The following is a 23,556-nucleotide window of genomic DNA, read 5'->3' as shown; positions in this document are numbered from 1 at the left end:
GTAGCAATGTATACATGAGTACAAACCGACAAAAGTACATCTATTAAGGGTTGTGCGAGTTAGGTCATAGTGGTTTGTATGACCGAGCATTCGACTTACGGCTACACCTGTCAGGGATGAGGGGTTGCTGGAAGAGTGGATGAGCTTTTCCTGTCTGATGTTATGCGAATAAGAGATTCGAATGGAAAAACCGGTTTGCAGAGCTGTGCTTTATGAGCCCTGTATCCTTCGGTGCTTCACCTTTGTAACTGCCACCCAACGGTTCCAACAATTTCAATTAATCACGTTAGGTAGGAATTTAGTCATGAACGCTCGCGAACGTGTTTTGACGGCTGTATGTTTCGCCGTGGTCGCAAACTTCTCTATGCCCGCGCTGGCTTACGAGGTATCCCCAACCTACGAAAAGTGTGGTGATAATTCTTTCAGTCAGTACCTCAAGGACGGCGTCACTGTTGGAATTGTTTCAGCGCCTCCTCACTCCTATCTCAATACCACGACCGGCAAGGCCGAGGGTATAGACGTAGAGATCAACGAGGCCGCGTTCAAGTGGATGGGCATCACGTCCGTAAAATATGAAGTTACGCCGGTCGGTCAGTTGGTACCTGGGCTTATCTCCAAAAGAATAGACGTAATCGGCACCAATATCCATGTCACGCCTGATCGCATAAAAGCCATCAGCTTTACCGGCCCATCTTGGTGGTACGGCCCGATAATCGTATTGCCAGCCAATTCCGAACTGCAAATCAGCTCTTATGCCGATCTTAAGGGCAAGAAAGTCGGTGCCGTTGTGGGATCTGCCGCTGATGAGTACCTGCGCAAAATTGGTGCTGAATCAGTTGCCTTCCCTGGTGCCGAGCAGGAGATTGGTGCACTCAGCACCGCACGCGTCGATGCGGTATTGGAAGATGACGTAACCGTTGCCGATTGGGTCAAATCCAATCCGAAACTTCCAATCAAGCAACTCAAAGACGTCCCGGTTCCCGAAGAAATGATTACACGGTACGGGTATGGCTATGCCCGCTATGGTTTGCGCAAAGATGACTGCACATTCCGTGCGGCGTACACCCAGGCGCTGGCTGAGGTGCGAGGAACGGGCGAAGTCGCTGCGATTCTGAAAAAGTACGGCCTTAGCAATCGCAACCTGTTTCTTCACCCGCTTGATAAAGACTGAGAACGCTCGGGGTGACGTATGGACTTATTTAATTTTTCAGTCGTACTCGACTACTGGCCTATGTTTCTCAAGGGCCTTGGACTTACAGTCCTCTTGACGGTAATCGTTTTTAGTTTGAGTGCGGTGCTGGCGATACCGGTCGCACTAGCACAGTTGTCCCGATTCAGGCTCGTGCGTGCTCTGGCCCATGTCTATGTTGAAGTGATGCGGGGCACACCTGTCATCCTGCAACTGATTTATGTGTACTACGTTTTCCCTCTAATGGGTATCAAAGTTGCGCCATTCAGTGCTGCTGTAATCGGCCTCTCAATGAGCATGATTGCTTACCTGAGTGAAGTTTATCGCGGTGGGATCAATGGCATAGCGCAAGGACAGCGAGAGGCGGCAGCGGCTATGGGAATGAGTGAATTCCAAGCCTTTCGCCGAGTTATTCTTCCACAGGCAATACGCTTAACACTTCCATCGCTCGGTAATTATTTGATTGCGCTCTTCAAAGATAGCGCTCTTGCATCGGTTGTTACGTTGCAAGAGTTGATGTTTGCGGGTCAAATTATCGCGGTGCGCAATTATGAATACTTTACTGTTTATACCATCTGTGGCGTGCTCTATCTCGCAGTAAGCTATCCCTGCGCGTTGCTGGTTCGGCGCTTGGAAAAACGCACGCAGGGTGGTTACCGGCGCAAAGTCACGCGTGCTGCACCTGATGCACAAGGATCAGCCGTGGGAGAGATCAATGATTGAGCTCAAGAGTTTGAACAAGGCTTACGGTGATCACGAGGTGTTACGGGGAATCAATCTAAAGATTGAGACCGGTAAGGTAGTGGTCATTATTGGGCCGTCCGGCAGCGGCAAGTCCACGTTACTCAGGTGCATTAACTACCTCGAGCACCCTGACTCCGGACTGATACTTCTAGATGGTCAGCGTATTTTCTTTGATTCAGAATCTGGTATCGCTAAGCCGCATAGCCGTAAGCAAATATCCGCAGTGCGTGCCCGTCTGGGAATGGTGTTTCAGGACTTTAATCTGTTTCCTCATATGAGCGTGCTGCAAAACGTGATGGAAGGCCCTGTAACCGTTAAAGGGTACCGACCCAAAGAGGCCAAAAAATTGGCCCAGGAATTATTGGCCCGAGTGGGGTTGGCGCAGCGGGCTGATTACTTTCCGGATGAAATTTCAGGCGGGCAGAAGCAACGAGTCGCGATTGCGAGAGCATTGGCGATGCGGCCGCATGCAATGCTGTTTGACGAACCGACTAGCGCACTTGATCCTGAACTTGTGGGCGAAGTGTTAAATGTCATGCGTGATCTGGCCAAACAGGGCATGACGATGATTGTGGTCACCCATGAAATGGCTTTCGCCCGTGAAGTGGCCGATGAAGTAGTGTTCATGGATGGGGGCAAAATTATAGAGCAAGGGCCTCCCGAGCAATTGTTTGATCATCCCAAAAACGAACGAACGATTAGGTTTTTGCAGCGTGCTTCTACGGGGTAAAAGCGGGATTTAGTTCGGCATCTGTCGGAATTTCATAGTCCGTATATCGAGCTTGTGGCGTCGCTAACATGGCATGTTTGTCGGTAAGATTTGGTTGCGCTTCTTATTTAAGATTCGTCAAGTTCTGATGTGCTTAAACGTGTTTGATTGACGCTGGTTTAGATGGCGGAAGGTGGCTGTTGTGTTCAATAAATTGGTTGTCGACTTATGAGTTGACGGCGTACTCATACCCAAAAAGAGGGTTTGGTCATGGCTTTGCGATACCAGCATTTCATTACTCCAACCGGTGCTGCGGAATTTCCAAAAGTTGTACGCGGCGAAGGTGTTTACATTTGGGATCATACCGGTAGGCGTTTGTTGGATGGCTCTTCAGGCGCTGTCTCGGTCAACATTGGGCATGGACACCCCAGGGTTCTCGAAGCGATGCGCGAACAGATGAATAAAATCATCTACGCACATAGTATGCGTTGGGATAACGATCCAAGCCAGGCATTGGCCGAGCGTCTGGCTCGATTGAGTGGTTGGAACTTCGAGGCCGCGTTCTTCGTTTCGGGTGGTTCCGAGGCCAATGAATCCGCTATCAAGTTCGCACGCCAGGTCGCCGTCTCTCGGGATCAGGCTAGTCGCTACAAAATCATCAGTAGGGTGCCGTCCTATCACGGTGCCACTACCGCTTTGCTTGGCATCACCGGTGATGCCGATTATGCCCGGGCCTACAAGCCCATGTTTGTCGAAATGCCGAAAGTCGATGCTCCACTGCTGTATCGCAGGGCAGCTCATGAAACTGTTGATGATGTGGTTAATCGCTGCGTCCAACAACTCGAAGACACCATCATCGCCCAGGGCCCAGAGACAGTGCTGGCATTCATGATTGAGCCGGTAGGTGGTGTTTCAACAGGCGCCTTGGTTTCGCCCACGAGCTATTACAACCGGTGCCGCGAGATCTGCGACCGCTACGGCGTCTTGATGATCTACGACGAGATCATGAGTGGCGCCGGCCGTACAGGGAAATTTCTTGCCGGTCATCACTGGCCAGATTGCCGCCCTGACATTGTCACGCTGGCCAAAGGCGTCAGTGGTTCCTACGCACCCCTAGGTGCGGTCATCGCCTCGTCCTCAATGGTTGAAGACGTCCGCCGATCCGGTGGGTTCAAGCACGGTCACACCTACTCTGCCAACCCGCTGGGATGTGCTGCATCAAACATGGTGCTGCAAGTGCTGGAGGATGAAGAGCTGATGCCACGGGCAGCTGTGCTCGGTGAGCGAATCCGTGCCCGCCTGGAGGAGCTCAAGCAAAGAACAAGGGTCATTGGCGACATTCGCGGTATCGGCTTGCACATGGCGATTGAAATCGTAGTGGATAAGGACACCAAAGAAATTTTCCCCGATGAAATGCGTGCCAGTGAGCAAATCGGATTGATCTGCCGAGAGTACGGCTTGCTGCTGTTTTCGCGCCGAACTGCAGGTGCGACCTACGGTGAGTGGCTGATGTTCTGCCCTCCGCTGACCATTTCCGATGTTGAAGTAGAAGAAATGCTCGCGGCTTTCGAACAGGGTGTCATCGCTTTCCAAAACCGGTTGTAAAGCGGGACACGCAGGTCAGAAGGCTATCGCCTCGGTAACGGCGATGGTTCATCGATGTTATGGGCGCGGGTAGAAAAGTTCGCGCCCTGGAGGGGTTCACATGTCTAGGCAGGCGGCGATTGTAGGTTGGGCACATACACCCTTCGGCAAGCTCGATGATCTTGATATCGAGTCTCTGATGTCGCGGGTTTCACGGGCTGCTCTGGAGCATGCGCAAGTGGCTCCCAGTGATGTAGATATGATCTCTGTAGGCGTCTACAACAACGGCCTCACTCCACAAGGATTTGAAGCGGCACTTGTCGCGCTCGGCGAGCCGGCCTTGCGCTTTACTCCGGCTGTTCATGTTGAAAACGCTTGCGCGACGGGCACGGCTGCCATTCATGCGGCCATGGATTACATCGAAAGTGGTCGCGGCCGCATTGCGTTGGTAATCGGCGCGGAAAAGATGACCGCAGTGGACTCCAGTAGCATCCCTGGCATCTTGCTCAGTGGCTGTTACCGTCGTGAAGAAGAAAGCCCAGAGGGCTTTGCTGGAATATTCGGTCGGATCGCCACTGCATACTTCGACCGCTACGGTGATCATCGCGAAGAGCTAGCACTCATCGCGGCGAAGAATCACGCCAATGGGGTTCACAACCCCTATGCACACATCCGCAAGGATCTTGGTTTCCAGTTCTGCAATGAAGTTTCGGAAAGGAACCCTATTGTCGCTGGGCCGCTTCGTCGCACCGACTGCTCGCTTGTTTCGGACGGTGCAGCAGCGATTGTGCTTGCAGATCAAGCAACAGCTGCCCGATTGAAACGGTCTATCCGATTCCGCGCGCGTATTCATGTTAATGATTTCCTGCCGCTTTCGAGACGTGATCCGCTCGTGTTCGAGGGCGCAAGGCACGCATGGGACACAGCGCGAAATACCGCAGGAGTTTCACTGGGAGATATCAGCCTCGTGGAGACCCACGACTGTTTCACCATCGCGGAGATGCTGCAATACGAGGCTATGGGGCTCGCGAAACAAGGTGAGGGCTGGAAGATTGTACGTGAGGGTATTACCCACAAGAAAGGTCGGCTGCCAATCAACGTGTCCGGTGGCTTAAAGGCGAGAGGTCATCCCTTGGGCGCCACTGGCGTGTCGATGCATGTGATGGCAGCTATGCAATTGATGAATGAGGCCGGTGACATGCAAGTTCCAAACACCCAATTGGCGGGCGTATTCAATATGGGGGGGGCGGCAGTGACCAACTATGTCTCTATCTTGGAGCGTACGAAATGACGATGGTTGCGCAGATTTCGGCGGTTTCTGAACGGGTCATGAACCTATCTAACTGGGTCACCCAAAATGCGCGACGCCTTCCCGATCACCCGGCGATTATCTTTGGCGATAGGACATTGACCTGGGCTCAGTTTGACAGTCGTGTCAGCGCATTGGCAGCTTCTCTCGCCGCGCGCGGGGTAGGGCACGGCGATAAAGTGCTGGTGCATTCGAAGAACAGCAGTGAGATGTTTGAGTCGCTGTTCGCCACGCTCCGGCTCGGGGCAATATGGGTGCCCACTAACTTCCGCATAACGCCCGACGAAGTGATCTACATGGCATCAGTCACACAGAGCCGTGTTTTTCTCTGTCAGAGCGACTTTCCTGAGCATGCCGCAGCTGTTTGCAAAACTGAGCCGCAGATGGACTTAATCTGGCTACAAGGGGCGAATCCGGTAGTCGTAGATCAGCGTCCGTTTGCCAACGATCTAATCCTCAAGCACTTGGGTGAGTCCGTACCGAACGCAGCAGTGGGACGGGACAGCCCGTGCTGGTTTCTATTCACATCAGGCACGACAGGCAAGCCTAAGGCGGCAGTGTTGACTCATGGCCAGCTCGCCTTTGTGGTCAATAATCATCTGGCTGATCTCCTGCCGGGTACTACTCATGAAGATGGCTCACTGGTCGTTGCCCCGTTGTCTCATGGCGCCGGCATTCATCAACTGAATATCGTTGCGCGGGGAGCGCCGACGGTGGTCTTGTCTTCTGACCGATTCGATATTGACCTGGCCTTCGAGCTGATCGAAAGACACCGTCTCACGAATATTTTCACAGTGCCTACAGTGCTGAAAATGATGGTCGAACATCCCAGTGTGGACAAATGGAACCATCAGAGTCTGCGCCATGTAATTTATGCCGGCGCTCCCATGTATGAAGCCGACAAAAAACTTGCACTCGAGAAGCTCGGCCCCGTCTTAGTCCAGTATTACGGCCTCGGTGAAGTGACTGGCAATATCACGGTACTGCCTCCTTACGAGCATGAAAACGCTAAACGCCCGTCAACCTGCGGCTATGAACGAACTGGCATGCAGGTATCGATTCAGGACGAAGCTGGTAACGAGTTAGCGGCCGGAGTGACAGGAGAGGTCTGTGTTGTGGGCCCGGCGGTATTCGTCGGCTATTACAACAATCCCGAAGCAAACGCGAAATCGTTCCGCAATGGCTGGTTCTGCACAGGTGATATGGGACACATGGATGCCGAAGGCTACATCTACCTCACCGGACGATCATCAGACATGTACATCTCCGGCGGCTCCAACATCTACCCGCGCGAAATCGAAGAAAAGATCCTCACTCACGAAGACATCAGTGAGGTTGCGGTTCTGGGATTGCCTGACGCTCACTGGGGTGAAATCGGAGTTGCCGTCTGTGTGCGCAGGCAGGGTGTGGTCTTAAGGGAAGAGGAGCTGCTGGAGTGGATGACTGCGCGCATAGCCCGCTACAAGGTGCCCAAACATGTATTTTTTTGGGAGGCTCTTCCGAAGTCGGGTTACGGAAAGGTCACCAAGTTATTGATAAAGGAAGAGCTGAAGAGGCGAGGTGTACCCGTTGAGCTCTAAGCTAGGGTGCTCGTTAACGAGGCAAGCTAAATGCCTTCCTTTGCGTACTGCCTGCGCGCGGTGATAGGCGATAAACCCAGAAAATGACTTGTAAACCTCAATGCTTAACAGGTCATTTTTTTGGTTTACACCCTATCCAGGCTGGAGTGTGGCAAGCCCCATTCGTGGCGTCGTCAACAATGATCAAAGCGCTGACGAAGGTGTTGCTCGGAATCTACCAACGAGACAGGGCGTGTTTACCGGACCCACATCAAATGCCAGCTGTGGGTAACCTGAACGACCGCGCAATGGCCTTGCCACCTCTGAAGGTTCGCTACTCCCCCAAGGTGGCCGTTATTCAGCCGGTCACACACCCAAGTGGTGTTTTCCCGGCAAAACTGTCAACCAGGCTCGCCACCACCATCTCGCCCATTCGCGTTCGGGTCTGCAGAGTCGCGCTGGCGCGGTGTGGCTGCAGCACCACTTGCTCGTTGCCGAACAGCGCCTCGGGAACGTTCGGCTCGTCGACAAACACATCCAGCGCCGCACCTGCGATCTCACCTGCTTCAAGCGCAGACACCAGATCAGCCTCGTTGACGAGTTTGCCGCGAGCCACGTTGATCAAATACCCGCCCTTGCCCAAGGCTTGCAGCACCTGGGCATTGATGATGGCTTCAGCCTTGTCGGCGGCGGCCGCGAGAATCAACGCATCGCTGTTGCTGGCCAGTTGCTGCAGATCGGCGATGAAGGTGTAGTTCACATCGCTCATCGGCTGCAGATCGGTGTAACTGATCGGGCAGCCGAACGCCGCTGCGCGGGTCGCCACTGCCCGCCCGACGCGGCCCATGCCGACGATACCGATGCGCATGCCGGAGACCTGGCGGGCCAACGGCAACGGTGCCAACGGTGTCGCGCTGTGGGGCCATTGGCCCGAGCGCACGTAACGATCACTGGTGCATAACCCACGACATACAGCAATCAACAATCCGATCGCCAGATCGGCGACATCTTCGGTCAGCGCGCCGATCGTCGCGGTCACGCGGATCCCGCGATCCCGGGCGTAGGCCAGATCCACCGCATCGGTGCCCACGCCGTTGACCGCCACCACTTCCAGGTTGGGCAGTTGCGCCATCAGCGCCTGGCTGATGCCGGTATGCCCGCCGGTGATCACGCCGCGAATGCTCACGCCATGCTCCTGCAAATAGGCTGGTTTGTCGGCCTGCTCGAAATAGCGTCTGACCGTAAACAGTTCATTGAGCCGGCTGTTTATTTCAGGGATCAGGATCGGGCTGAGCTGCAAGACTTCTGGCTTCATGTAAACCTCAAATAACGAAATGGAATGGCGGGTTCAACCGCGACCGGCAAACGGCATGGCGGTGGCCATGACCGTCATGTTCAGGACGTTCGCCTCCAGCGGCAGACCGGCGATGTAGCGCACGGCATCGGCCACATGCTTGACGTCCACCATCGGTTCTACCGCGATGGTGCCGTTGGCCTGGCGTACGCCTTTGGTCATGCGCACCGACATTTCAGTCAGGGCGTTGCCGATGTCGATCTGACTGCAGGCAATGTTGAATTCTCGCCCGTCAAGGGCGAGGGATTTGGTCAGTCCCAGCACCGCATGTTTGCTGGCGGTATAAGCGCTGCTCAAAGGTCGTGGAGTATGGGCTGAAATCGAACCGTTGTTGATGATGCGACCGCCTTGTGGCTGTTGCCGGCGCATCAGTGCGAAGGCGCCGCGAGCACAGAGGAAAACGCCGTTGAGGTTGGTGTCGATCACGTTTCGCCACTGCTCGAACGTTAGTTCATCTAGTGGTACGGCGGGGGCATTGACCCCGGCGTTGTTGAATACGACGTCCAGGCGCCCGTACACCTCTGCGATGGTTGCAAACAGCGCGTCGACACTGGCCGGATCGCGCACATCGGTGGGCACTGCTAACGCTTCGTGTCCTTCGTTGACTGCCAAATCGACCAATTCCTGCAAAGGCTCGGGCCGGCGTCCAGCCAATACCAGTTTGAATCCATCGGCCAGCAGGCCGAGGGCCACGGCGCGGCCGATTCCGCTGCCGGCGCCGGTCACCAGGGCTACTTTCAAAGAACTGTTCATGGTGTTTTCTCCTTATTCAATTCGAGGGTGCGAATGCCGGGGTCAAGGACGCTGACTGACGCGCATTTCCAGTTGGCCGATGCCATCGATTCCGGCATTGATAATGTCGCCGGGTTGCAGCACATCGACGCCTGCCGGGCTGCCGGTCATGATCAGGTCGCCGGCTCTGAGAGCGACGTATTGTGAAATACGGCTGATGATTTCACTGACAGACCAGATCTGGCTGTCGAGGCTGTCGCGCTGGCGTTCCTCGCCATTGACGTTCAACCACAACTCCCCATCGGGATGCCCTGTGCGAGTGACCGGCACAATGGCGGTCATCGGTGCGGCGCCGTCGAACACCTTGGCACCTTCCCAAGGCAAACCATTGCATTTGGCCAGACGCTGGACATCACGACGAGTCAGGTCAAGTCCGGCGGCGTAGCCCCAAACATATGCCAAGGCCTGGCTTTCCGGAATGTTCGCGCCACCTTCACCAATCGCCACGACAAGTTCGATTTCGTGGGCGAATTCTTCGGTCAACGACGGGAACGCCACCTCACCCACGGCATCCACCACGTTGTTCGCCGGTTTCATGAAGAACACGGGCGGCTGGCGGGATTGCCCTTGAGTATCTGGCCAGGGGTAATTGCGTCCGACGCAAAATACCCGGCCAACGGGAAAGCGCTGCTGGCTGCCGGCAACCGGCAAGGTCACGGGCAAATCCGGAGTGAAAACGTATTCGGTCATAGTCATTTTTGTCGTTGTCCTGTTGGAAGCATCAGCCTACGGCGGCATCATTTTGCGAAGTTGGACGAAAGCCGCTTCGTGTTGGAGAAAAACGCTTTTCTGAGCTCAGCGCGCCTTGAGTTCAATGCGATACAAGCGGCCGAGCAGCAACGAATAAGACAAGGTGCCAATCAGCGCCACGCCGCCAATGAACCAGAAGGCGTAGGCAAACGTGCCGGTTGCGTGGACGATGCCGCCAATCACGATCGGGGTGACAATTCCGCCGATATTGGCGGCCAGGCTGGTGACCCCGCCGGTCAGGCCGATCAGTTCCTTGGGCGCCACCTCCGATACCGCCGCCCACGAGGACGAGGCGATGCCCTGGGCGAAGAAGGCGATGGTCAGCACGGCAATGCAGATTACGTTCGAGTCGGTGAAGTTCACCAGAACGATAGACATCCCCAGCATCGATCCGACTACCAAGGGCAGCTTGCGAGCGAAAGACATTGAGTAGCCGCGGCGGATAAGTAGGTCGGAGACAATGCCGGCGAGCAAAATTCCTACTGTCGCGCCTACGAACGGCAATACCGCGAAGATCCCGGCCTTGATCATGGTCAGCTTGCGCTCTTCGATCAGGTACGTCGGGAACCAGGTCAGGAAGAAGTACAACGCCGAGGTGCTGGCGAACTTGCCGATGCAAATCGCCCAGATCTGCCGATAGCTGAAAAGCTCTGCGATCTGCCGCCAGTTGAATTTAGTTCGTTCCTGGCTGCTCTTTACCAGGCCACCGCCGGACTCGATGTACCTCAGTTCTTCCTTGCTGACTTTTTTGCAGTTCAATGGATCGCGGTATAGGTATAGCCAGGCCACACCGAAGACAATGCCGAGTGCGCCGGTGCTGTAAAACACATGTCGCCAGTCATAGGTTGTCGCCAGCCATAACAGCACACCGGTAAACAGTGCCGTGCCCAGATACTGGCCGCATACGTAAATGCTGCTGGCCATGCCCCGTTCCCGGGCTGGGAACCACACCGTCACCGCGCGGCTATTGGCCGGAAAGGCTGGAGCCTCCATGGCACCGACCGCCAGGCGCAGCCCGAACAGAGACGCGAAGCCCGTGGCGAAGCCTTGGCACACGGTGACGGTCGACCAACTGATCAGTGATACGCCGTAGGTGAATCGGGATCCGAAGCGATCCGCCACAAACCCAGCGGGCACTAGGGCGAGGGCGTACGTCCATGCAAATGCAGAAAAAATCAGGCCCATTTCGATCTTGTCCAGGCCCAGATCCTTGGCAAGGAACGGTGCCGCAATCGAAATGTTCACCCGGTCGATGTAGTTGATGATGGTTGCGATCAGCAGTAGCGACAGCATTAACCAGCGCCGACGCGTTGGCAGTCGTTGTGGCTGCACGGCGTCCCGGGCACCGACACCCAGCGACGGCGCGGTGGACGAGGTGGTTTGCGAGTTCGACATGAGTAGACCTTTTTATTGTTAGAAGAATCGAGATGTTCGCGCGCAGCCGAAGCCGATGCCTTCGGGGTCGGGGCATAGCAATCGCTACTTGAATAAAAGGCGCGAACAGCTGCTGTCAGGCGATCAGATACGCCTTCGGACAGGGGCATTCGGGGGAGGAGTCGAGAGGGTGAAATGCTGGGTCATGGGTGCGCACCTTTTGATTGTTTTTAGAAGGGTCGGGCTGCATTGGCCATTAAGGTGATCGTACAACCATCTGAAATCAACGGAGGCGTTAGACCGTTTTTTCTCTTGAAAACAGCCGTTAACGCAGGTGTCCAAGAAAAAGCTAATCAGAAGTTTTCTATTTTTCTGTTAGGTTTGATTGTTAACTATATGTTTTATAAGCAATTAAAATTTATATTTGGACGTTGATTTTTTGGACGCTCGACCTGGCACTCGCTCATGCAATTATTTTTATGCGACCCGGTATCATCCTATGACCGGTTGATATTCAACCGTTTACGCCTACACAATCACCCTCGTCGCCGTCGGCATCCCGGCGCGACGACAACCTGTCCATGTACCTATCGAGGATCCTCAGGCGATGTCGTCAACGAGCCGAGTACCCACCTATGTCATGCAGCAGCGCAGCGAACTGACGGACTTCTACATCCGCGACAAGAAAGGACGGCACGCCGAAACCAGCCCGCATCGACATGAGTACTTTCAGATCCAGGTCAACCTGGGTGGCGATACCGTGCAGCACATCGGCAACGTCGTGCGTCCTTTCCCGCGCAACACGCTCGCCTTCATACTGCCGCATCGCGTGCACGTGATTCCGCATCCAGCCGACAGCAATTTCATGGTCATCAATTTTTCCCAGACCTTTCTGCTGCCGCACTTGCAGTGCGATCCGATGGATCTGGAGGAAGTCTCGATTCTCCTGGCGCCCGAGTTGTCGCCGTTCCGCTTTCAGGAGCACCTGGATTTCATTCTTGGTGATGAGGATTTCATCCGCGTTTGTGCCTTGATCGAACAGATGCGAGTGCTGGATGGAAACCGTCAGTTCGGTACTCGCGAGATGCTCAAGGGGCTGCTGCTGCAAATGGTGGGCAGCGTCTGTGCCTTGTACGCCGAGCCGCTTAAACGGTTGGCTGAAGAAAATGCCGCTGAAGCCAGCCGACGCGACGCACTGAGCAGGATGTCCGAATATTTGCGCAAGAATATCGCTGACCCCGATCTCAACCTGATCAAGGTTGCTGCCGCGACGTACCTTTCACCGACGTACCTGACGCACTGGTTACGCAAGGAAATCGGCAAGACGTTCACCGAGCTGGTTCTTGAGCGCAGGATGCACGCGGCGCGCAATTTTTTGCTCAATGGAACACGGCCCGTGGGGGAGGTGGCGAGACTCTGCGGTTTCGCTGATGAAGCTTATTTCTCCCGACGTTTTCGCCAAATACATGGCCAGCCCCCGGGGCAATTCAGACGTCAGCAACTCAATCCTGATACGCCGCAATCGCCGTCCAGTACGTGAAGCGCCATTCGCTTCATAAGGCAAAGCTAATCAGCAGGTTATCTTGCTGTAAATGCGCCAGGGGAAAGAATGTCGACGCGTCTTAAAAACGGGACTCTCTCGGATAAACCTCGCAAATGCTCGGCACCAGGTTGTGCAGGTCTGCTTCTGCACGTTTGAAAACGTCGTCGCGGCGTGTGCAGTCCTTTCGCCCGTCGTCCTGCCAGCACTGGCGCTGATGGCCGACCTACCAGGCGGGAACGATATGCTCCCCCTCGATACGGGCCGCACGGCCAGCGTTCTTGCGCGGGACGTAGCCGCAGGCTTCGAGGTCGACGCGATTGCCGGTGTATTTGCAGCCGCAATAAAACTCGGTGGATTGTGATGCTTAAAGTTTCCAGGCGACTTTCTTGGCTTCGCTGAAGGGTCGGGGCGCCTGGGCATGGACGGTCGCGGCAAACAACAGGCAACACACCGCAATAAAACGGACACTCATTGAATCAATCTTCCTTCGGCACAACCCAGAAAATCTGCACGCCGCCGTCGTCTCGATAAGCGAGGGTCACGTTGTCGTTCTCCGCAATTTCCTCCAGCAAGCGCTGCCATTCATCCTCCGGCTCGTCCGGCAAACGGAAGATCAAGGCGGCCTTGGACTTCTGGGCATTGGTCGAGTTAATGATCTTTTGTACCCGGATGGCCAGGCGTTGGTAGGCATCAGGTGGGGAGGGTGCTGCGGAAGAGGACTTTGCCACGGAGAAATCCTTAATTAGCTGTACGTGCATACAGTATTTAACTGTGAGCGTTTTCGCAACTGTTTAAGGTTCAACGTGTACGTCTGACAGTCGATCAGGCAATTTCCTGCAGGCCGCAAAGGATAAAAATGTAGGAGCGATCTGTTTGCAGTGAGCGGGCTTGCCCCGCTCACCCCACAAGCCAGTTTCAGGTCATGCAGCGGGAATCAATATTCCCAGAAAATGCGTTGCAGCTCTTTGCTGTCCTGGGTCTTGGTCAGGGCGACCATCGCCAGGATGCGGGCTTTCTGCGGGTTCAGGTCGAGCGCGGCGACCCAGTCGTACTTGTCGTCAGGCTGTTCAGCGTTGCGCAGCACCATGCCACCGGCATTCACGTGGGAAGAACGAATGATCTGCACGCCTTGTTTACGCAGTTCGACCAGCGCAGGTACCACTTTGGACGACACGGAGCCGTTACCGGTACCGGCGTGGATGATGGCTTTGGCGCCACCTTGGGCCAAGGCCTTGTAGGCGGTGTCACTCACGTTGCCGTAGCCGTAGGCGATTTCCACGTCAGGCAGGCTCTTGATGGTCTTGATGTCGAATTCCGACCCCGAGGTGTGGCGCTTGGCAGGCAAGCGGAACCAGTAGGATTTGCCTTCAACCACCATGCCCATCGGGCCCCATGGGCTCTTGAACGCTTCGGTCTTGATGTTGATCATCTTGCTGACGTCGCGACCCGACTGGATCTCGTCGTTCATGGTCACCAGCACGCCCTTGCCGCGTGCGTCCTTGCTGCCCGCCACGGCCACGGCGTTGTAGAGGTTGAGCATGCCGTCCGCCGACATGGCGGTGCCTGGGCGCATGGAGCCGACGACCACGATCGGCTTGTCGGTTTTTTCCACGAGGTTCAAGAAGTAGGCGGTTTCTTCCAGGGTGTCGGTACCGTGGGTGATCACGATGCCGTCCACATCCTTGCTGTCGGCCAGTTCGGCGACGCGACGGCCCAGTTGCAGCAGGTTTTCGTTGTTGATGCTCTCGGAAGCAATTTGCATCACTTGCTCGCCGCGCACATTGGCGATCTGGCTAAGCTCAGGAACACCGGCGATCAATTGCTCGATACCGACTTTGGCGGCCTGGTAGGTGGCACTGTTGGCCGCGCTGGCGCCTGCGCCGGCAATGGTGCCGCCCGTGGCGAGGATCACCACATTGGACAGTTTGGTCTTGGTTTCGACGTCCTTTGCCTGGGCGGCAACGGGGAACAGCAGCAGCAGGGCCAATGCGCCCGGTACAAAGTTCTTCAATGCAGATTTCATTATTTTTCTCTCTGGTTTTTGACGAGTGCTGTAGCAGGTTCATCCAGACACCCGGGCGGTGATGTGCGCCGCGAGCCGCTGTGTAGGAGCAGGATTTGTACCAGAGAAGGAGGTAGTAGATAAAACAGGGTAATTTGTTGATATATATGTATTTATGTCTAAATATCGCCAGCTTCTCCCAGGTTTGTGTCCGGCTTTCCGAACAACGGAGGGATTCCCGTTCGGTTGTCCGAAAGCATGACGATCGAGTCGAGCCTGATAAACAAAGACGAAATCCGCGGCAATTTTCTCCCGTTGACAAATTTCGACAAGGTTCTCATAGTTTGAGCAACGCAAACGTTTGCGAGATGTGTCGCTAGGCCCCTGCAACCGCAGCCTGGCGACGCGAACGTTGCTCAAAATAATCATAAGATCGGAGTGAACCCATGAAGCTGCCATTTGCTGGACGTCTTCTTGCTGTCGCTGTGCTTGCTGCCGCATCCGCTGCTTTGCCGCTTTCCTCTGCCTTTGCCGACGCCGCCAAACCCAAGGTCGGCCTGGTCATGAAATCCCTTGCCAATGAATTCTTCGTCACCATGCAAGACGGTGCCAAGACTTATCAAAAAGAACATGCCGCCGACTTCGACATGATCACCAACGGGATCAAGAACGAAACCGACACCAGTGCGCAGATCGATATCGTCAAGCAGATGATCCTGTCCAAGGTCGATGCGATCGTCATTGCGCCCGCAGACTCCAAGGCACTGGTGAAAGTGCTGGAGGATGCTTCCAAGGCCGGCATCAAGATCGTCAATATCGACAACCGCCTCGATCCGGGCGTGCTGAAAGGCAAAAACCTCGACATCCCGTTCGTGGGTCCGGACAACCGCAAGGGCGCCAAGCTGGTGGGCGACTACCTGGCCAAGCAACTGGCCTCGGGTGACAAGGTCGGCATCATCGAAGGCGTGCCGACCACGACCAACGCCCAGCAGCGCACCGCCGGTTTCAAGGATGCAATGGACGCTGCCGGCCTGAAGATCGTGTCCACCCAATCCGGTAACTGGGAAATTGACGAAGGTCGCAAAGTGGCTTCCGCCATGCTGAGCGAGTACCCGGACCTCAAGGCCCTGCTGGCCGGTAACGACAACATGGCGCTGGGCGCGGTCTCCGCCGTGCGTGCGGCAGGCAAGGCTGGCAAAGTGCTGGTCGTAGGCTACGACAACATCGAAGCCATCAAGCCGATGTTGCAGGATGGCCGCGTGCTCGCGACGGCTGACCAGGCTGCTGCCCAGCAAGCCGTATTCGGTATCCAGAACGCGTTGAAGCTGGTCAAGGGTGAAAAAGTCGATGCCAACGACGGCGTGATCGAAACCCCGGTCGAACTCGTCCTCAAGAAGTAATCCTGGCAGCACCCAACAGCGTCCGCTCGTCCTGAGCGGGCGCCTGGAGATTTTCCTATGTCATCTTCCGCCCCGAACGCTGTCCTCTCGGTCAGCGGTATCGGTAAGACCTATGCCCAACCGGTGCTGTCCGACATCACCCTGACCCTCAATCGCGGGGAAGTGCTGGCGCTGACCGGTGAGAACGGCGCTGGCAAAAGTACCCTGTCGAAGATCATCGGCGGGCTGGTCACACCGACCACCGGGCACATGCAATTCAATGGTCAGGACTACCAGCCCGCCAGCCGTACCCAAGCTGAAGCGCTGGGCGTGCGCATGGTCATGCAGGAACTGAACCTGCTGCCGACCCTGACCGTGGCCGAAAACCTGTTTTTGCACAATCTGCCCAGCCGCGGTGGCTGGATCAGCCGCAAGCAGTTGCGCAAGGACGCCATTGAAGCCATGGCCCAGGTCGGCCTGGACGCCATCGACCCGGATACCCTGGTCGGCAGCCTGGGCATCGGCCATCAGCAAATGGTCGAGATCGCCCGCAACCTGATTGGCGACTGTCATGTGCTGATTCTCGACGAACCCACGGCCATGCTGACTGCCCGTGAAGTCGAGATGCTCTTTGAGCAAATCACCCGCCTGCAGGCCCGGGGCGTGGCGATCATTTATATTTCGCACCGGCTCGAAGAACTGGCCCGCGTCGCCCAGCGCATTGCGGTGCTGCGTGACGGCAAGCTGGTGTGTGTCGAACCGATGGCCAACTACAACAGTGAGCAACTGGTGACCCTGATGGTCGGTCGCGAACTGGGTGAACAGATCGATCTGGGCCCGCGCACCATTGGCGGTCCTGCCCTGACGGTCAAAGGACTGAGCCGCTCGGACAAGGTTCGCGATGTGTCCTTTGAAGTGCGTGCCGGCGAGATTTACGGTATCTCCGGCCTGATCGGCGCCGGTCGAACTGAACTGCTGCGGCTGATCTTCGGGGCCGACCTGGCCGACAGCGGCACCGTTGCCCTCGGTTCGCCCGCCCAAGTGGTGAGCATTCGCTCGCCGGTGGATGCGGTGGGCCACGGCATTGCACTGATCACCGAGGATCGCAAGGGCGAAGGCTTGCTGCTGACCCAATCCATCAGCGCCAATATCGCCTTGGGCAATATGCCGGAAATTTCCGGCGGCGGGGTGGTCAATGGCCGCAATGAAACGGCATTGGCCAAGCGTCAGATCGATGCCATGCGCATCCGCAGTTCCGGTCCGGCGCAGTTGGTGTCGGAGCTGTCCGGCGGCAACCAGCAGAAAGTCGTTATTGGCCGCTGGCTGGAGCGCGACTGCTCGGTGATGCTGTTCGATGAGCCCACGCGTGGCATTGACGTCGGCGCCAAGTTCGACATTTATGCCTTGCTCGGCGAATTGACGCGCCAGGGCAAAGCGCTGGTCGTGGTGTCCAGTGACCTGCGTGAACTCATGCTGATCTGCGATCGCATCGGCGTGCTGTCCGCCGGGCGCCTGATCGAGACCTTCGAGCGTGACAGCTGGACCCAGGACGACTTGCTTGCCGCCGCCTTTGCCGGCTACCAGAAACGTGATGCGTTGCTCAACGAAGCAGCGCTTAGGGATACCCCATGAAAACCACCGCTTCCCCCGCTAAAACCGGCGGCAACTTCTATGGCCTGGGCACTTACCTGGGACTGGCAGGCGCGTTGCTGGCAATGATCGCGCTGTTCTCGGTGCTCAGCGATCACTTCCTGTCCTACGACACGTTCAGCACCCTGGCCAACCAGATTCCCGACCTGATGGTGCTGGCGGTCGGCATGACCTTCATTCTGATCATCGGCGGCATCGACTTGTCGGTCGGCTCGGTGCTGGCGTTGGCAGCGTCGGCGGTCAGCGTGGCAATCCTGGGCTGGGGCTGGAGTGTATTGCCGGCCGCATTGCTGGGCATGGGCTGCGCGGCATTGGCCGGCACCCTCACCGGCTCGATCACCGTGGCCTGGCGCATTCCCTCGTTTATCGTGTCCCTCGGTGTGCTCGAAATGGCCCGCGGCGTGGCGTACCAGATGACGGGTTCGCGTACCGCGTATATCGGTGATTCGTTCGCCTGGCTGTCAAACCCGATTGCCTTCGGTATTTCGCCGTCGTTCATCATTGCCTTGCTGGTGATCATTGCTGCGCAGTTGGTGCTCACGCGTACGGTTTTCGGTCGCTACCTCATTGGCATCGGCACCAACGAAGAGGCCGTGCGCCTGGCCGGGATCAATCCCAAGCCCTACAAGATCCTGGTATTCAGCCTCATGGGCCTGTTGGCGGGCGTGGCGGCGTTGTTCCAGATTTCCCGTCTGGAAGCCGCCGACCCGAACGCCGGTTCTGGCCTGGAGCTGCAAGTGATCGCGGCCGTGGTCATCGGTGGTACCAGCCTGATGGGCGGGCGCGGCTCGGTCATCAGCACGTTTTTTGGTGTGCTGATTATTTCGGTGCTGGCCGCCGGGTTGGCGCAGATTGGGGCCACGGAGCCGACCAAGCGCATCATCACCGGTGCGGTGATCGTCATCGCAGTGGTCCTGGATACCTACCGCAGCCAGCGCGCCAGTCGGCGGGCTTGAGTCATGGCTACGATCAAGGATGTGGCGGCGCTCGCGGGTATTTCCTATACCACGGTGTCCCACGTGGTGAATAAATCACGCCCGGTCAGCGAGCCGGTCCGGCTCAAGGTCGAAGCGGCGATCAAGCAGCTCGACTACGTGCCCAGCGCGGTGGCGCGTTCGCTCAAGGCCAAGACCACGGCCACCATCGGCTTGTTGGTGCCCAATAGCCTCAACCCGTACTTTGCGGAGCTGGCCCGGGGCATCGAGGATTATTGCGAGCGTAATGGCTACTGCGTGATCCTCTGCAACTCCGACGACAATGCCGAAAAGCAGCGCAATTATTTACGCGTGTTGCTGGAAAAACGTATCGACGGTCTCATCGTCACGTCAGTGGGCGGCGACGACAGTGGCCTGGCCGCAGGCCTGAGCGCCGTTCGCACGCCCATGGTGATTGTCGACCGGGCGCTGGACGGCATTGATGTCGACCTGGTGCGTATCGATCACGAGGAGGGCGCCTACCTGGCGACCCGGCACCTGCTGGAGTTGGGTCACCGCGACATCGCCTGCATCGGCGGCCCCGCGCGCACCCGCGTTGCGCAGATGCGCCTGGCCGGTTATCAGCGGGCATTGCACGAGGCGGGCGTGTCGGTGGCGCTCAATCGAACCGTCGAAAGCGATTTCACCAGCATCGGCGGTTATGCCGCCGCCGTGCAATTGCTGGCAGACAACCCGCCCAGCGCAATTTTTGCCAGTAACGACATGATCGGCTTTGGCGTCTTGCGCGCGGCAGCGGAGCGCAATATCCGCGTGCCCGGCGAGCTGTCGGTGATCGGTTTCGATGATATTCAGATGAGCCGCTACGTCTACCCGGCGCTGACCACGGTGGGGCAGTCGATCGTGCAACTGGGCGAGACTGCCGCCGAACTTCTGCTGAAACGAATTGCGACACCCCAACTGGCGGTCGATCAACGTATCGTGACGCCGAGCATCGTCTTGCGTGAATCGACGGCGCCCGTCGCCGGCGTCTTCGCCCAATACCGCTGAACCGAATTGATGAGTATTGATGTATGCCAGCAAAAGTAGTGGTAGTAGGCAGCTTGAACATGGACCTGGTCACGCGCGCCAGCCGTTTGCCGCGCGCCGGTGAAACCCTGGTCGGCCAGACGTTTTCCACCGTCTCCGGTGGCAAGGGCGCCAACCAGGCGGTGGCGGCAGCGCGTCTCGGCGCTGACGTGGCGATGGTCGGCTGTGTCGGTACCGACGCCTACGGCACCCAGTTGCGTGAGGCGTTGCGGGTGGAAGGCATTGACTGCCAGGCGGTCGGTACCGTGGAAGGTTCCAGTGGCGTGGCGTTGATCGTGGTGGACGACAGCAGCCAGAACGCGATCGTGATCGTCGCAGGCAGCAACGCCGAGCTGACGCCCACTTCAATGCAGGCCGTTGATGCTGTATTGCAGGGCGCCGATGTGATCATCTGCCAACTGGAAGTGCCGATGGACACGGTGGGCTACACCCTCAAGCGTGGGCGCGAGCTGGGCAAGACGGTGATTCTCAATCCAGCGCCCGCCAGCGCGCCGTTGCCGGCCGAGTGGTATGCCTCGATTGACTACCTGATCCCCAACGAAAGCGAGGCCAGCGCCCTGAGTGGCGTGACGGTCGATTGCCTCGACAGCGCCAGGCTGGCCGCGACGCAACTGATCAAGGCCGGTGCCGGTAAAGTTATCATTACCCTGGGTTCGCAAGGCGCCTTGTTTGCAGACGGCAGCGGTTTCGAGCACCTGCTGGCGCCCAAGGTCAAGGCGGTGGATACCACGGCGGCTGGCGATACTTTTGTAGGTGGCTTTGCAGCGGCCCTGGCCAGCGGCAAAAGTGAAGCCGAGGCCATCCGTTTTGGCCAGGCCGCGGCTGCGCTGTCGGTCACGCGGGCCGGCGCACAACCCTCCATTCCTACGCTTAACGACGTACAAGGTTTTGCACCATGAAAAAGACCCCCTTGCTCAACATCGCGCTGTCGCGGCTCATCGCCTCCCTGGGGCATGGCGACGTGCTGGTGATCGGCGATGCTGGCCTGCCGGTGCCGCCGGGTGTCGAATTGATCGATCTGGCATTGACCCAAGGCATTCCGGATTTCATCAGCACCCTGCGCATCGTGCTCAGCGAGATGCAGGTGGAAAGCCATGTATTGGCCGAAGAAATCCTGCTCAAGCAGCCGCCGGCATTGGCCGAGCTCAACAGCCTGGCCGAACAGGCTGCGCTGGGTGAGCGACGGTTGCTGAGTCATGAACAATTCAAGGCGCTCAGCCGCACCGCACGCGCCGTTGTGCGGACTGGAGAGTGCCAACCGTATTGCAATATCGCGCTGGTGTCCGGCGTAACCTTCTAGAGTGTCCCAACGACAAGGAGTGTTTTATGCAACGTGGTCTCCCAACCTTGAGAAATCTGTTTCGGAGTGTCCTGCTTTTGTCCGCGCTCACCGCTGCAAGCGCCCATGCGGCGGAAAAAATCGACCTGATCATCGACACTGATCCCGGCGCCGATGACGTAGTGGCCTTGCTGTTTGCCATGGCCTCGCCAGACGAGCTCAACATCCGTGCGCTGACCACGGTCGCCGGCAACGTGCGCCTGGACAAGACCTCGCGTAACGCGCGCCTGGCACGAGAATGGGCCGCGCGCGAGGACATTCCGGTCTATGCCGGTGCGCCGGCGCCGCTGCTGCGCAAGCCGATCTATGCCGAGAATATCCACGGCAAGGAGGGCATTTCCGGTGTCACGGTGCACGAGCCCAAGAAGGGCCTTGCGGACGGCAACGCGGTTGACTACCTGATCAAGACCCTGAGCACTGCCAAGCCCCACAGCATCACCATCGCGATGCTCGGCCCGCAGACCAACCTCGCGTTGGCGCTCACCCAGGCGCCGGAAATCACCCAGGGCATCAAGGAAGTGGTGGTGATGGGCGGCGCGCACTTCAACGGCGGCAATATCACGCCGGTGGCCGAGTTCAACCTGTTCGCCGACCCGGTGGCGGCGGAGATCGTGCTCAAGAGTGGGGTCAAGCTCACCTACCTGCCGTTGGATGTGACCCACAAGGTGCTGACCAGCGAGGCGCGCCTGAAAAAGATCGCCGGCCTGAACAACAACGCCAGCCACGTCGTGAGCAGTATTCTCAACGAATACGTGAAGGGCGACATGGAGCACTACGGCATCCCGGGTGGTCCGGTGCATGACGCCACAGTCATCGCGTACCTGCTCAAGCCTTCGCTGTTTACCGGGCGCCAGGCCAATATGGTGGTGGACAGCCGCGAAGGCTCGACCTTCGGCCAGACCATCGTCGATTGGTATGACGGCCTCAAGCAGGACAAGAATGTGTTCTGGGTGGAAAACGGCGACGCTCAGGGCTTCTTCGATCTGTTGACCGAGCGCCTGGCGCGATTGAAGTAGTGCGCGTGCCGGTGGGCATTCGCCGACCGGCCCTTACTCGCGCTCGGGGTTGAACGCGCCCATGTGATCGGCCGGGTATTTCTCGAATATCTGGCCGATGAACGCTTGAGCCGCCTGGGTGCCGAGTTCCTTGACCAGCAGGTCGATACCGATGATCGCCAATTCTTCCGGGCTGCCGGGGCTGTAGGAGCTCTGGCCCTGTGGCCACTTGGCTTTGATGTCGGCTTGGAGCGTTACGGTGGTCATGACTGTCTCGTGGGGCTGAATAAGGCTTGGGGCGTGCGCGGGTGCGCAATCATTGCGCGGGCAGTTAACCATTTTGCAGGCCGCTTGGCACTCCTACTTAGGCATGAGGGGAGGGCTATGCGACACTGTGCGCCTGTTTAATTGCCGGGAACAACCGCGTGCAGATCGATTTGAGCAACCCCGAGAACCTCACGCTGGCCGCCGTGCGCCAACTCCTCGCCAGCGCCAGTGATGATGAACATGCCCAATTGCGGGTCACCCAGGCCGGAATCGCTTACATCTCCAGCGGGAAGATTGTGGGCGGTGTCGACATTGATGGGCTGCTGTTTCGCCTGGAGACCTGGGCCAAGGGTTCAGGTTATGTCGGTAACGTCGCGGCAAGCGATGAAGTGTGGGTGACGCAGATTTTCAATGCATTGCAGCAGAACTGGCCGACGCCCGCGTTTGACTACATTGACGTCTATTGATTACGTTCATATCCGGTCACGATTCACCGGGCGAATGCCAGTCGAGAGTCAGGCAGACTTGCGACGCGACGGTTTACGTCTTGAAACCTATCCTTGTGTTCGCTGTCGCACGAACTCTGTCCATTTTTTATCATAGGAGGCTTCATGCCTTGGAAGCTCGCATCATTCGGTACTTTGTTGGCAGCACTCGCATTGGCGGGTTGCAGCACCCCGGGTGCCTCTGAGCCAGCCAAAGACGCCACCGTGGCCGCCACCGGTCATAGCCGCTGTGAGTCGAAAGCCGCCGAATTCACCATCGGCCAGAAAGCCTCGCCTCAGTTGCTGGAGCAGGCCCGCACTCGCGCCGGTGCGCAGAATGCACGGATCCTCAAGCCCAACGACATGATCACGCTGGAATACCGCTCCGACCGCTTGAACCTGAACACCGATGACAATCTGGTGATCACGCGGGTCAATTGCGGCTAAGTCATTCCTGGCTTTTGCAGCGCCCATAAAAAACCCCGTCACATGGACGGGGTTTTTTTAGCTC

General features: G+C 57.3%; 23 protein-coding genes and 1 pseudogene. 16 read left to right on the top strand and 8 right to left on the bottom strand.

The features are described 5' to 3' along the window. The first annotated feature begins 304 nt into the window (after window positions 1-304). The 6 genes from CQ041_RS20615 to CQ041_RS20590 all read left to right on the top strand — a co-directional run bounded on the left by CQ041_RS20615 (window position 305) and on the right by CQ041_RS20590 (window position 7,115). Window positions 305-1,171 (top strand): transporter substrate-binding domain-containing protein, encoded by an 867-nt coding sequence (locus tag CQ041_RS20615; RefSeq protein ID WP_105524100.1) that lies wholly within the window; start codon window positions 305-307, stop codon window positions 1,169-1,171. A gap of 18 nt (window positions 1,172-1,189) precedes the next feature. Then, the gene (locus CQ041_RS20610) at window positions 1,190-1,912 is read left to right on the top strand and encodes an amino acid ABC transporter permease (RefSeq protein WP_105524099.1); all 723 of its coding nucleotides are present in this window, start codon (window positions 1,190-1,192) and stop codon (window positions 1,910-1,912) included. Then, a complete protein-coding gene (locus CQ041_RS20605) occupies window positions 1,905-2,663 on the top strand; it encodes an amino acid ABC transporter ATP-binding protein (RefSeq protein WP_105524098.1) in 759 nt (252 codons plus the stop codon). Before CQ041_RS20610 ends, CQ041_RS20605 begins: the two co-directional genes overlap by 8 nt. Before the next feature lie 249 nt (window positions 2,664-2,912). Continuing rightward, the gene (locus tag CQ041_RS20600; protein ID WP_105524097.1) at window positions 2,913-4,247 is read left to right on the top strand and encodes an aspartate aminotransferase family protein; all 1,335 of its coding nucleotides are present in this window, start codon (window positions 2,913-2,915) and stop codon (window positions 4,245-4,247) included. Between the two features lie 100 nt (window positions 4,248-4,347). Then, window positions 4,348-5,517 (top strand): acetyl-CoA acetyltransferase, encoded by a 1,170-nt coding sequence (locus tag CQ041_RS20595; protein ID WP_105524096.1) that lies wholly within the window; start codon window positions 4,348-4,350, stop codon window positions 5,515-5,517. Further along, window positions 5,514-7,115, top strand: a complete 1,602-nt coding sequence (locus CQ041_RS20590) for an acyl-CoA synthetase (protein WP_105524095.1) — start codon at window positions 5,514-5,516, stop codon at window positions 7,113-7,115. The genes CQ041_RS20595 and CQ041_RS20590 overlap by 4 nt, the downstream gene beginning before the upstream one ends. A gap of 337 nt (window positions 7,116-7,452) precedes the next feature. Here CQ041_RS20590 and CQ041_RS20585 read toward each other — a convergent pair whose 3' ends face one another. The 4 genes from CQ041_RS20585 to CQ041_RS20570 all read right to left on the bottom strand — a co-directional run bounded on the left by CQ041_RS20585 (window position 7,453) and on the right by CQ041_RS20570 (window position 11,385). Further along, window positions 7,453-8,409: a 2-hydroxyacid dehydrogenase gene (locus CQ041_RS20585; protein ID WP_105524094.1), complete on the bottom strand. Its 957-nt coding sequence runs from the start codon at window positions 8,407-8,409 to the stop codon at window positions 7,453-7,455. A 33-nt stretch (window positions 8,410-8,442) separates the two neighbouring features. After that, window positions 8,443-9,201: an SDR family oxidoreductase gene (locus CQ041_RS20580; RefSeq protein WP_105524093.1), complete on the bottom strand. Its 759-nt coding sequence runs from the start codon at window positions 9,199-9,201 to the stop codon at window positions 8,443-8,445. Between the two features lie 42 nt (window positions 9,202-9,243). Then, window positions 9,244-9,936, bottom strand: a complete 693-nt coding sequence (locus CQ041_RS20575; RefSeq protein ID WP_105524092.1) for a fumarylacetoacetate hydrolase family protein — start codon at window positions 9,934-9,936, stop codon at window positions 9,244-9,246. A 99-nt stretch (window positions 9,937-10,035) separates the two neighbouring features. Continuing rightward, window positions 10,036-11,385 carry an MFS transporter gene (locus tag CQ041_RS20570; RefSeq protein WP_105524091.1) on the bottom strand — a complete coding sequence of 450 codons (1,350 nt, stop codon included), beginning with the start codon at window positions 11,383-11,385 and terminating at the stop codon, window positions 10,036-10,038. Between the two features lie 586 nt (window positions 11,386-11,971). Between CQ041_RS20570 and CQ041_RS20565 the strand changes: the two genes are divergently transcribed. After that, window positions 11,972-12,904, top strand: coding sequence for an AraC family transcriptional regulator (locus CQ041_RS20565; protein WP_105524090.1), 933 nt, complete (start codon window positions 11,972-11,974; stop codon window positions 12,902-12,904). Window positions 12,905-12,989: 85 nt separating this feature from the next. Here CQ041_RS20565 and CQ041_RS20560 read toward each other — a convergent pair. The 3 genes and pseudogenes from CQ041_RS20560 to CQ041_RS20550 form a co-directional block, all read right to left on the bottom strand. After that, window positions 12,990-13,379, bottom strand: a pseudogene (locus CQ041_RS20560) (endonuclease); the annotation flags it as partial. 4 nt (window positions 13,380-13,383) lie between these two features. Then, the gene (locus tag CQ041_RS20555) at window positions 13,384-13,635 is read right to left on the bottom strand and encodes a DUF1654 domain-containing protein (RefSeq protein WP_105524089.1); all 252 of its coding nucleotides are present in this window, start codon (window positions 13,633-13,635) and stop codon (window positions 13,384-13,386) included. A 206-nt stretch (window positions 13,636-13,841) separates the two neighbouring features. Next, a complete protein-coding gene (locus tag CQ041_RS20550; RefSeq protein ID WP_105524088.1) occupies window positions 13,842-14,930 on the bottom strand; it encodes an asparaginase in 1,089 nt (362 codons plus the stop codon). A gap of 425 nt (window positions 14,931-15,355) precedes the next feature. On the opposite strand from CQ041_RS20550, the gene CQ041_RS20545 reads away from it, so the two are divergent. Genes CQ041_RS20545 through CQ041_RS20515 form a run of 7 tightly spaced genes read left to right on the top strand, consistent with a single transcriptional unit; the run spans window position 15,356 to window position 22,314 of the window. After that, window positions 15,356-16,309 carry a sugar ABC transporter substrate-binding protein gene (locus tag CQ041_RS20545; RefSeq protein ID WP_105524087.1) on the top strand — a complete coding sequence of 318 codons (954 nt, stop codon included), beginning with the start codon at window positions 15,356-15,358 and terminating at the stop codon, window positions 16,307-16,309. Window positions 16,310-16,366: 57 nt separating this feature from the next. Beyond that, window positions 16,367-17,920: a sugar ABC transporter ATP-binding protein gene (locus CQ041_RS20540; RefSeq protein WP_105524086.1), complete on the top strand. Its 1,554-nt coding sequence runs from the start codon at window positions 16,367-16,369 to the stop codon at window positions 17,918-17,920. Continuing rightward, window positions 17,917-18,894 carry an ABC transporter permease gene (locus tag CQ041_RS20535; RefSeq protein ID WP_105524085.1) on the top strand — a complete coding sequence of 326 codons (978 nt, stop codon included), beginning with the start codon at window positions 17,917-17,919 and terminating at the stop codon, window positions 18,892-18,894. The genes CQ041_RS20540 and CQ041_RS20535 overlap by 4 nt, the downstream gene beginning before the upstream one ends. A gap of 3 nt (window positions 18,895-18,897) precedes the next feature. After that, complete coding sequence (locus CQ041_RS20530; RefSeq protein ID WP_105524084.1) at window positions 18,898-19,920, top strand: LacI family DNA-binding transcriptional regulator; 1,023 nt, start codon at window positions 18,898-18,900, stop codon at window positions 19,918-19,920. A gap of 23 nt (window positions 19,921-19,943) precedes the next feature. After that, window positions 19,944-20,858, top strand: coding sequence for a ribokinase (gene rbsK, locus CQ041_RS20525; RefSeq protein ID WP_105524083.1), 915 nt, complete (start codon window positions 19,944-19,946; stop codon window positions 20,856-20,858). After that, window positions 20,855-21,259 (top strand): D-ribose pyranase, encoded by a 405-nt coding sequence (gene rbsD, locus CQ041_RS20520; RefSeq protein ID WP_105524082.1) that lies wholly within the window; start codon window positions 20,855-20,857, stop codon window positions 21,257-21,259. Before rbsK ends, rbsD begins: the two co-directional genes overlap by 4 nt. 26 nt (window positions 21,260-21,285) lie before the next feature. Further along, the gene (locus CQ041_RS20515) at window positions 21,286-22,314 is read left to right on the top strand and encodes a nucleoside hydrolase (RefSeq protein WP_105524081.1); all 1,029 of its coding nucleotides are present in this window, start codon (window positions 21,286-21,288) and stop codon (window positions 22,312-22,314) included. A gap of 33 nt (window positions 22,315-22,347) precedes the next feature. On the opposite strand, the gene CQ041_RS20510 is transcribed toward CQ041_RS20515, so the two are convergent. After that, entirely contained in the window at window positions 22,348-22,560 is a 213-nt protein-coding gene (locus tag CQ041_RS20510; RefSeq protein ID WP_105524080.1) for a hypothetical protein, read from the bottom strand. Window positions 22,561-22,718: 158 nt separating this feature from the next. Between CQ041_RS20510 and CQ041_RS20505 the strand changes: the two genes are divergently transcribed. Together CQ041_RS20505 and CQ041_RS20500 are read left to right on the top strand one after the other, a co-directional pair. Continuing rightward, window positions 22,719-23,027 carry a hypothetical protein gene (locus CQ041_RS20505; RefSeq protein ID WP_105524079.1) on the top strand — a complete coding sequence of 103 codons (309 nt, stop codon included), beginning with the start codon at window positions 22,719-22,721 and terminating at the stop codon, window positions 23,025-23,027. 144 nt (window positions 23,028-23,171) lie between these two features. Next, window positions 23,172-23,492 (top strand): I78 family peptidase inhibitor, encoded by a 321-nt coding sequence (locus CQ041_RS20500; RefSeq protein WP_105524078.1) that lies wholly within the window; start codon window positions 23,172-23,174, stop codon window positions 23,490-23,492. Window positions 23,493-23,556: the final 64 nt, after the last annotated feature.

The organism is Pseudomonas sp. MYb60 (assembly GCF_002979555.1).
GTDB lineage: Bacteria > Pseudomonadota > Gammaproteobacteria > Pseudomonadales > Pseudomonadaceae > Aquipseudomonas.
Note: the sequence above shows the minus strand (reverse complement) of the source record. Positions and strands in the feature narration are given on the sequence as shown.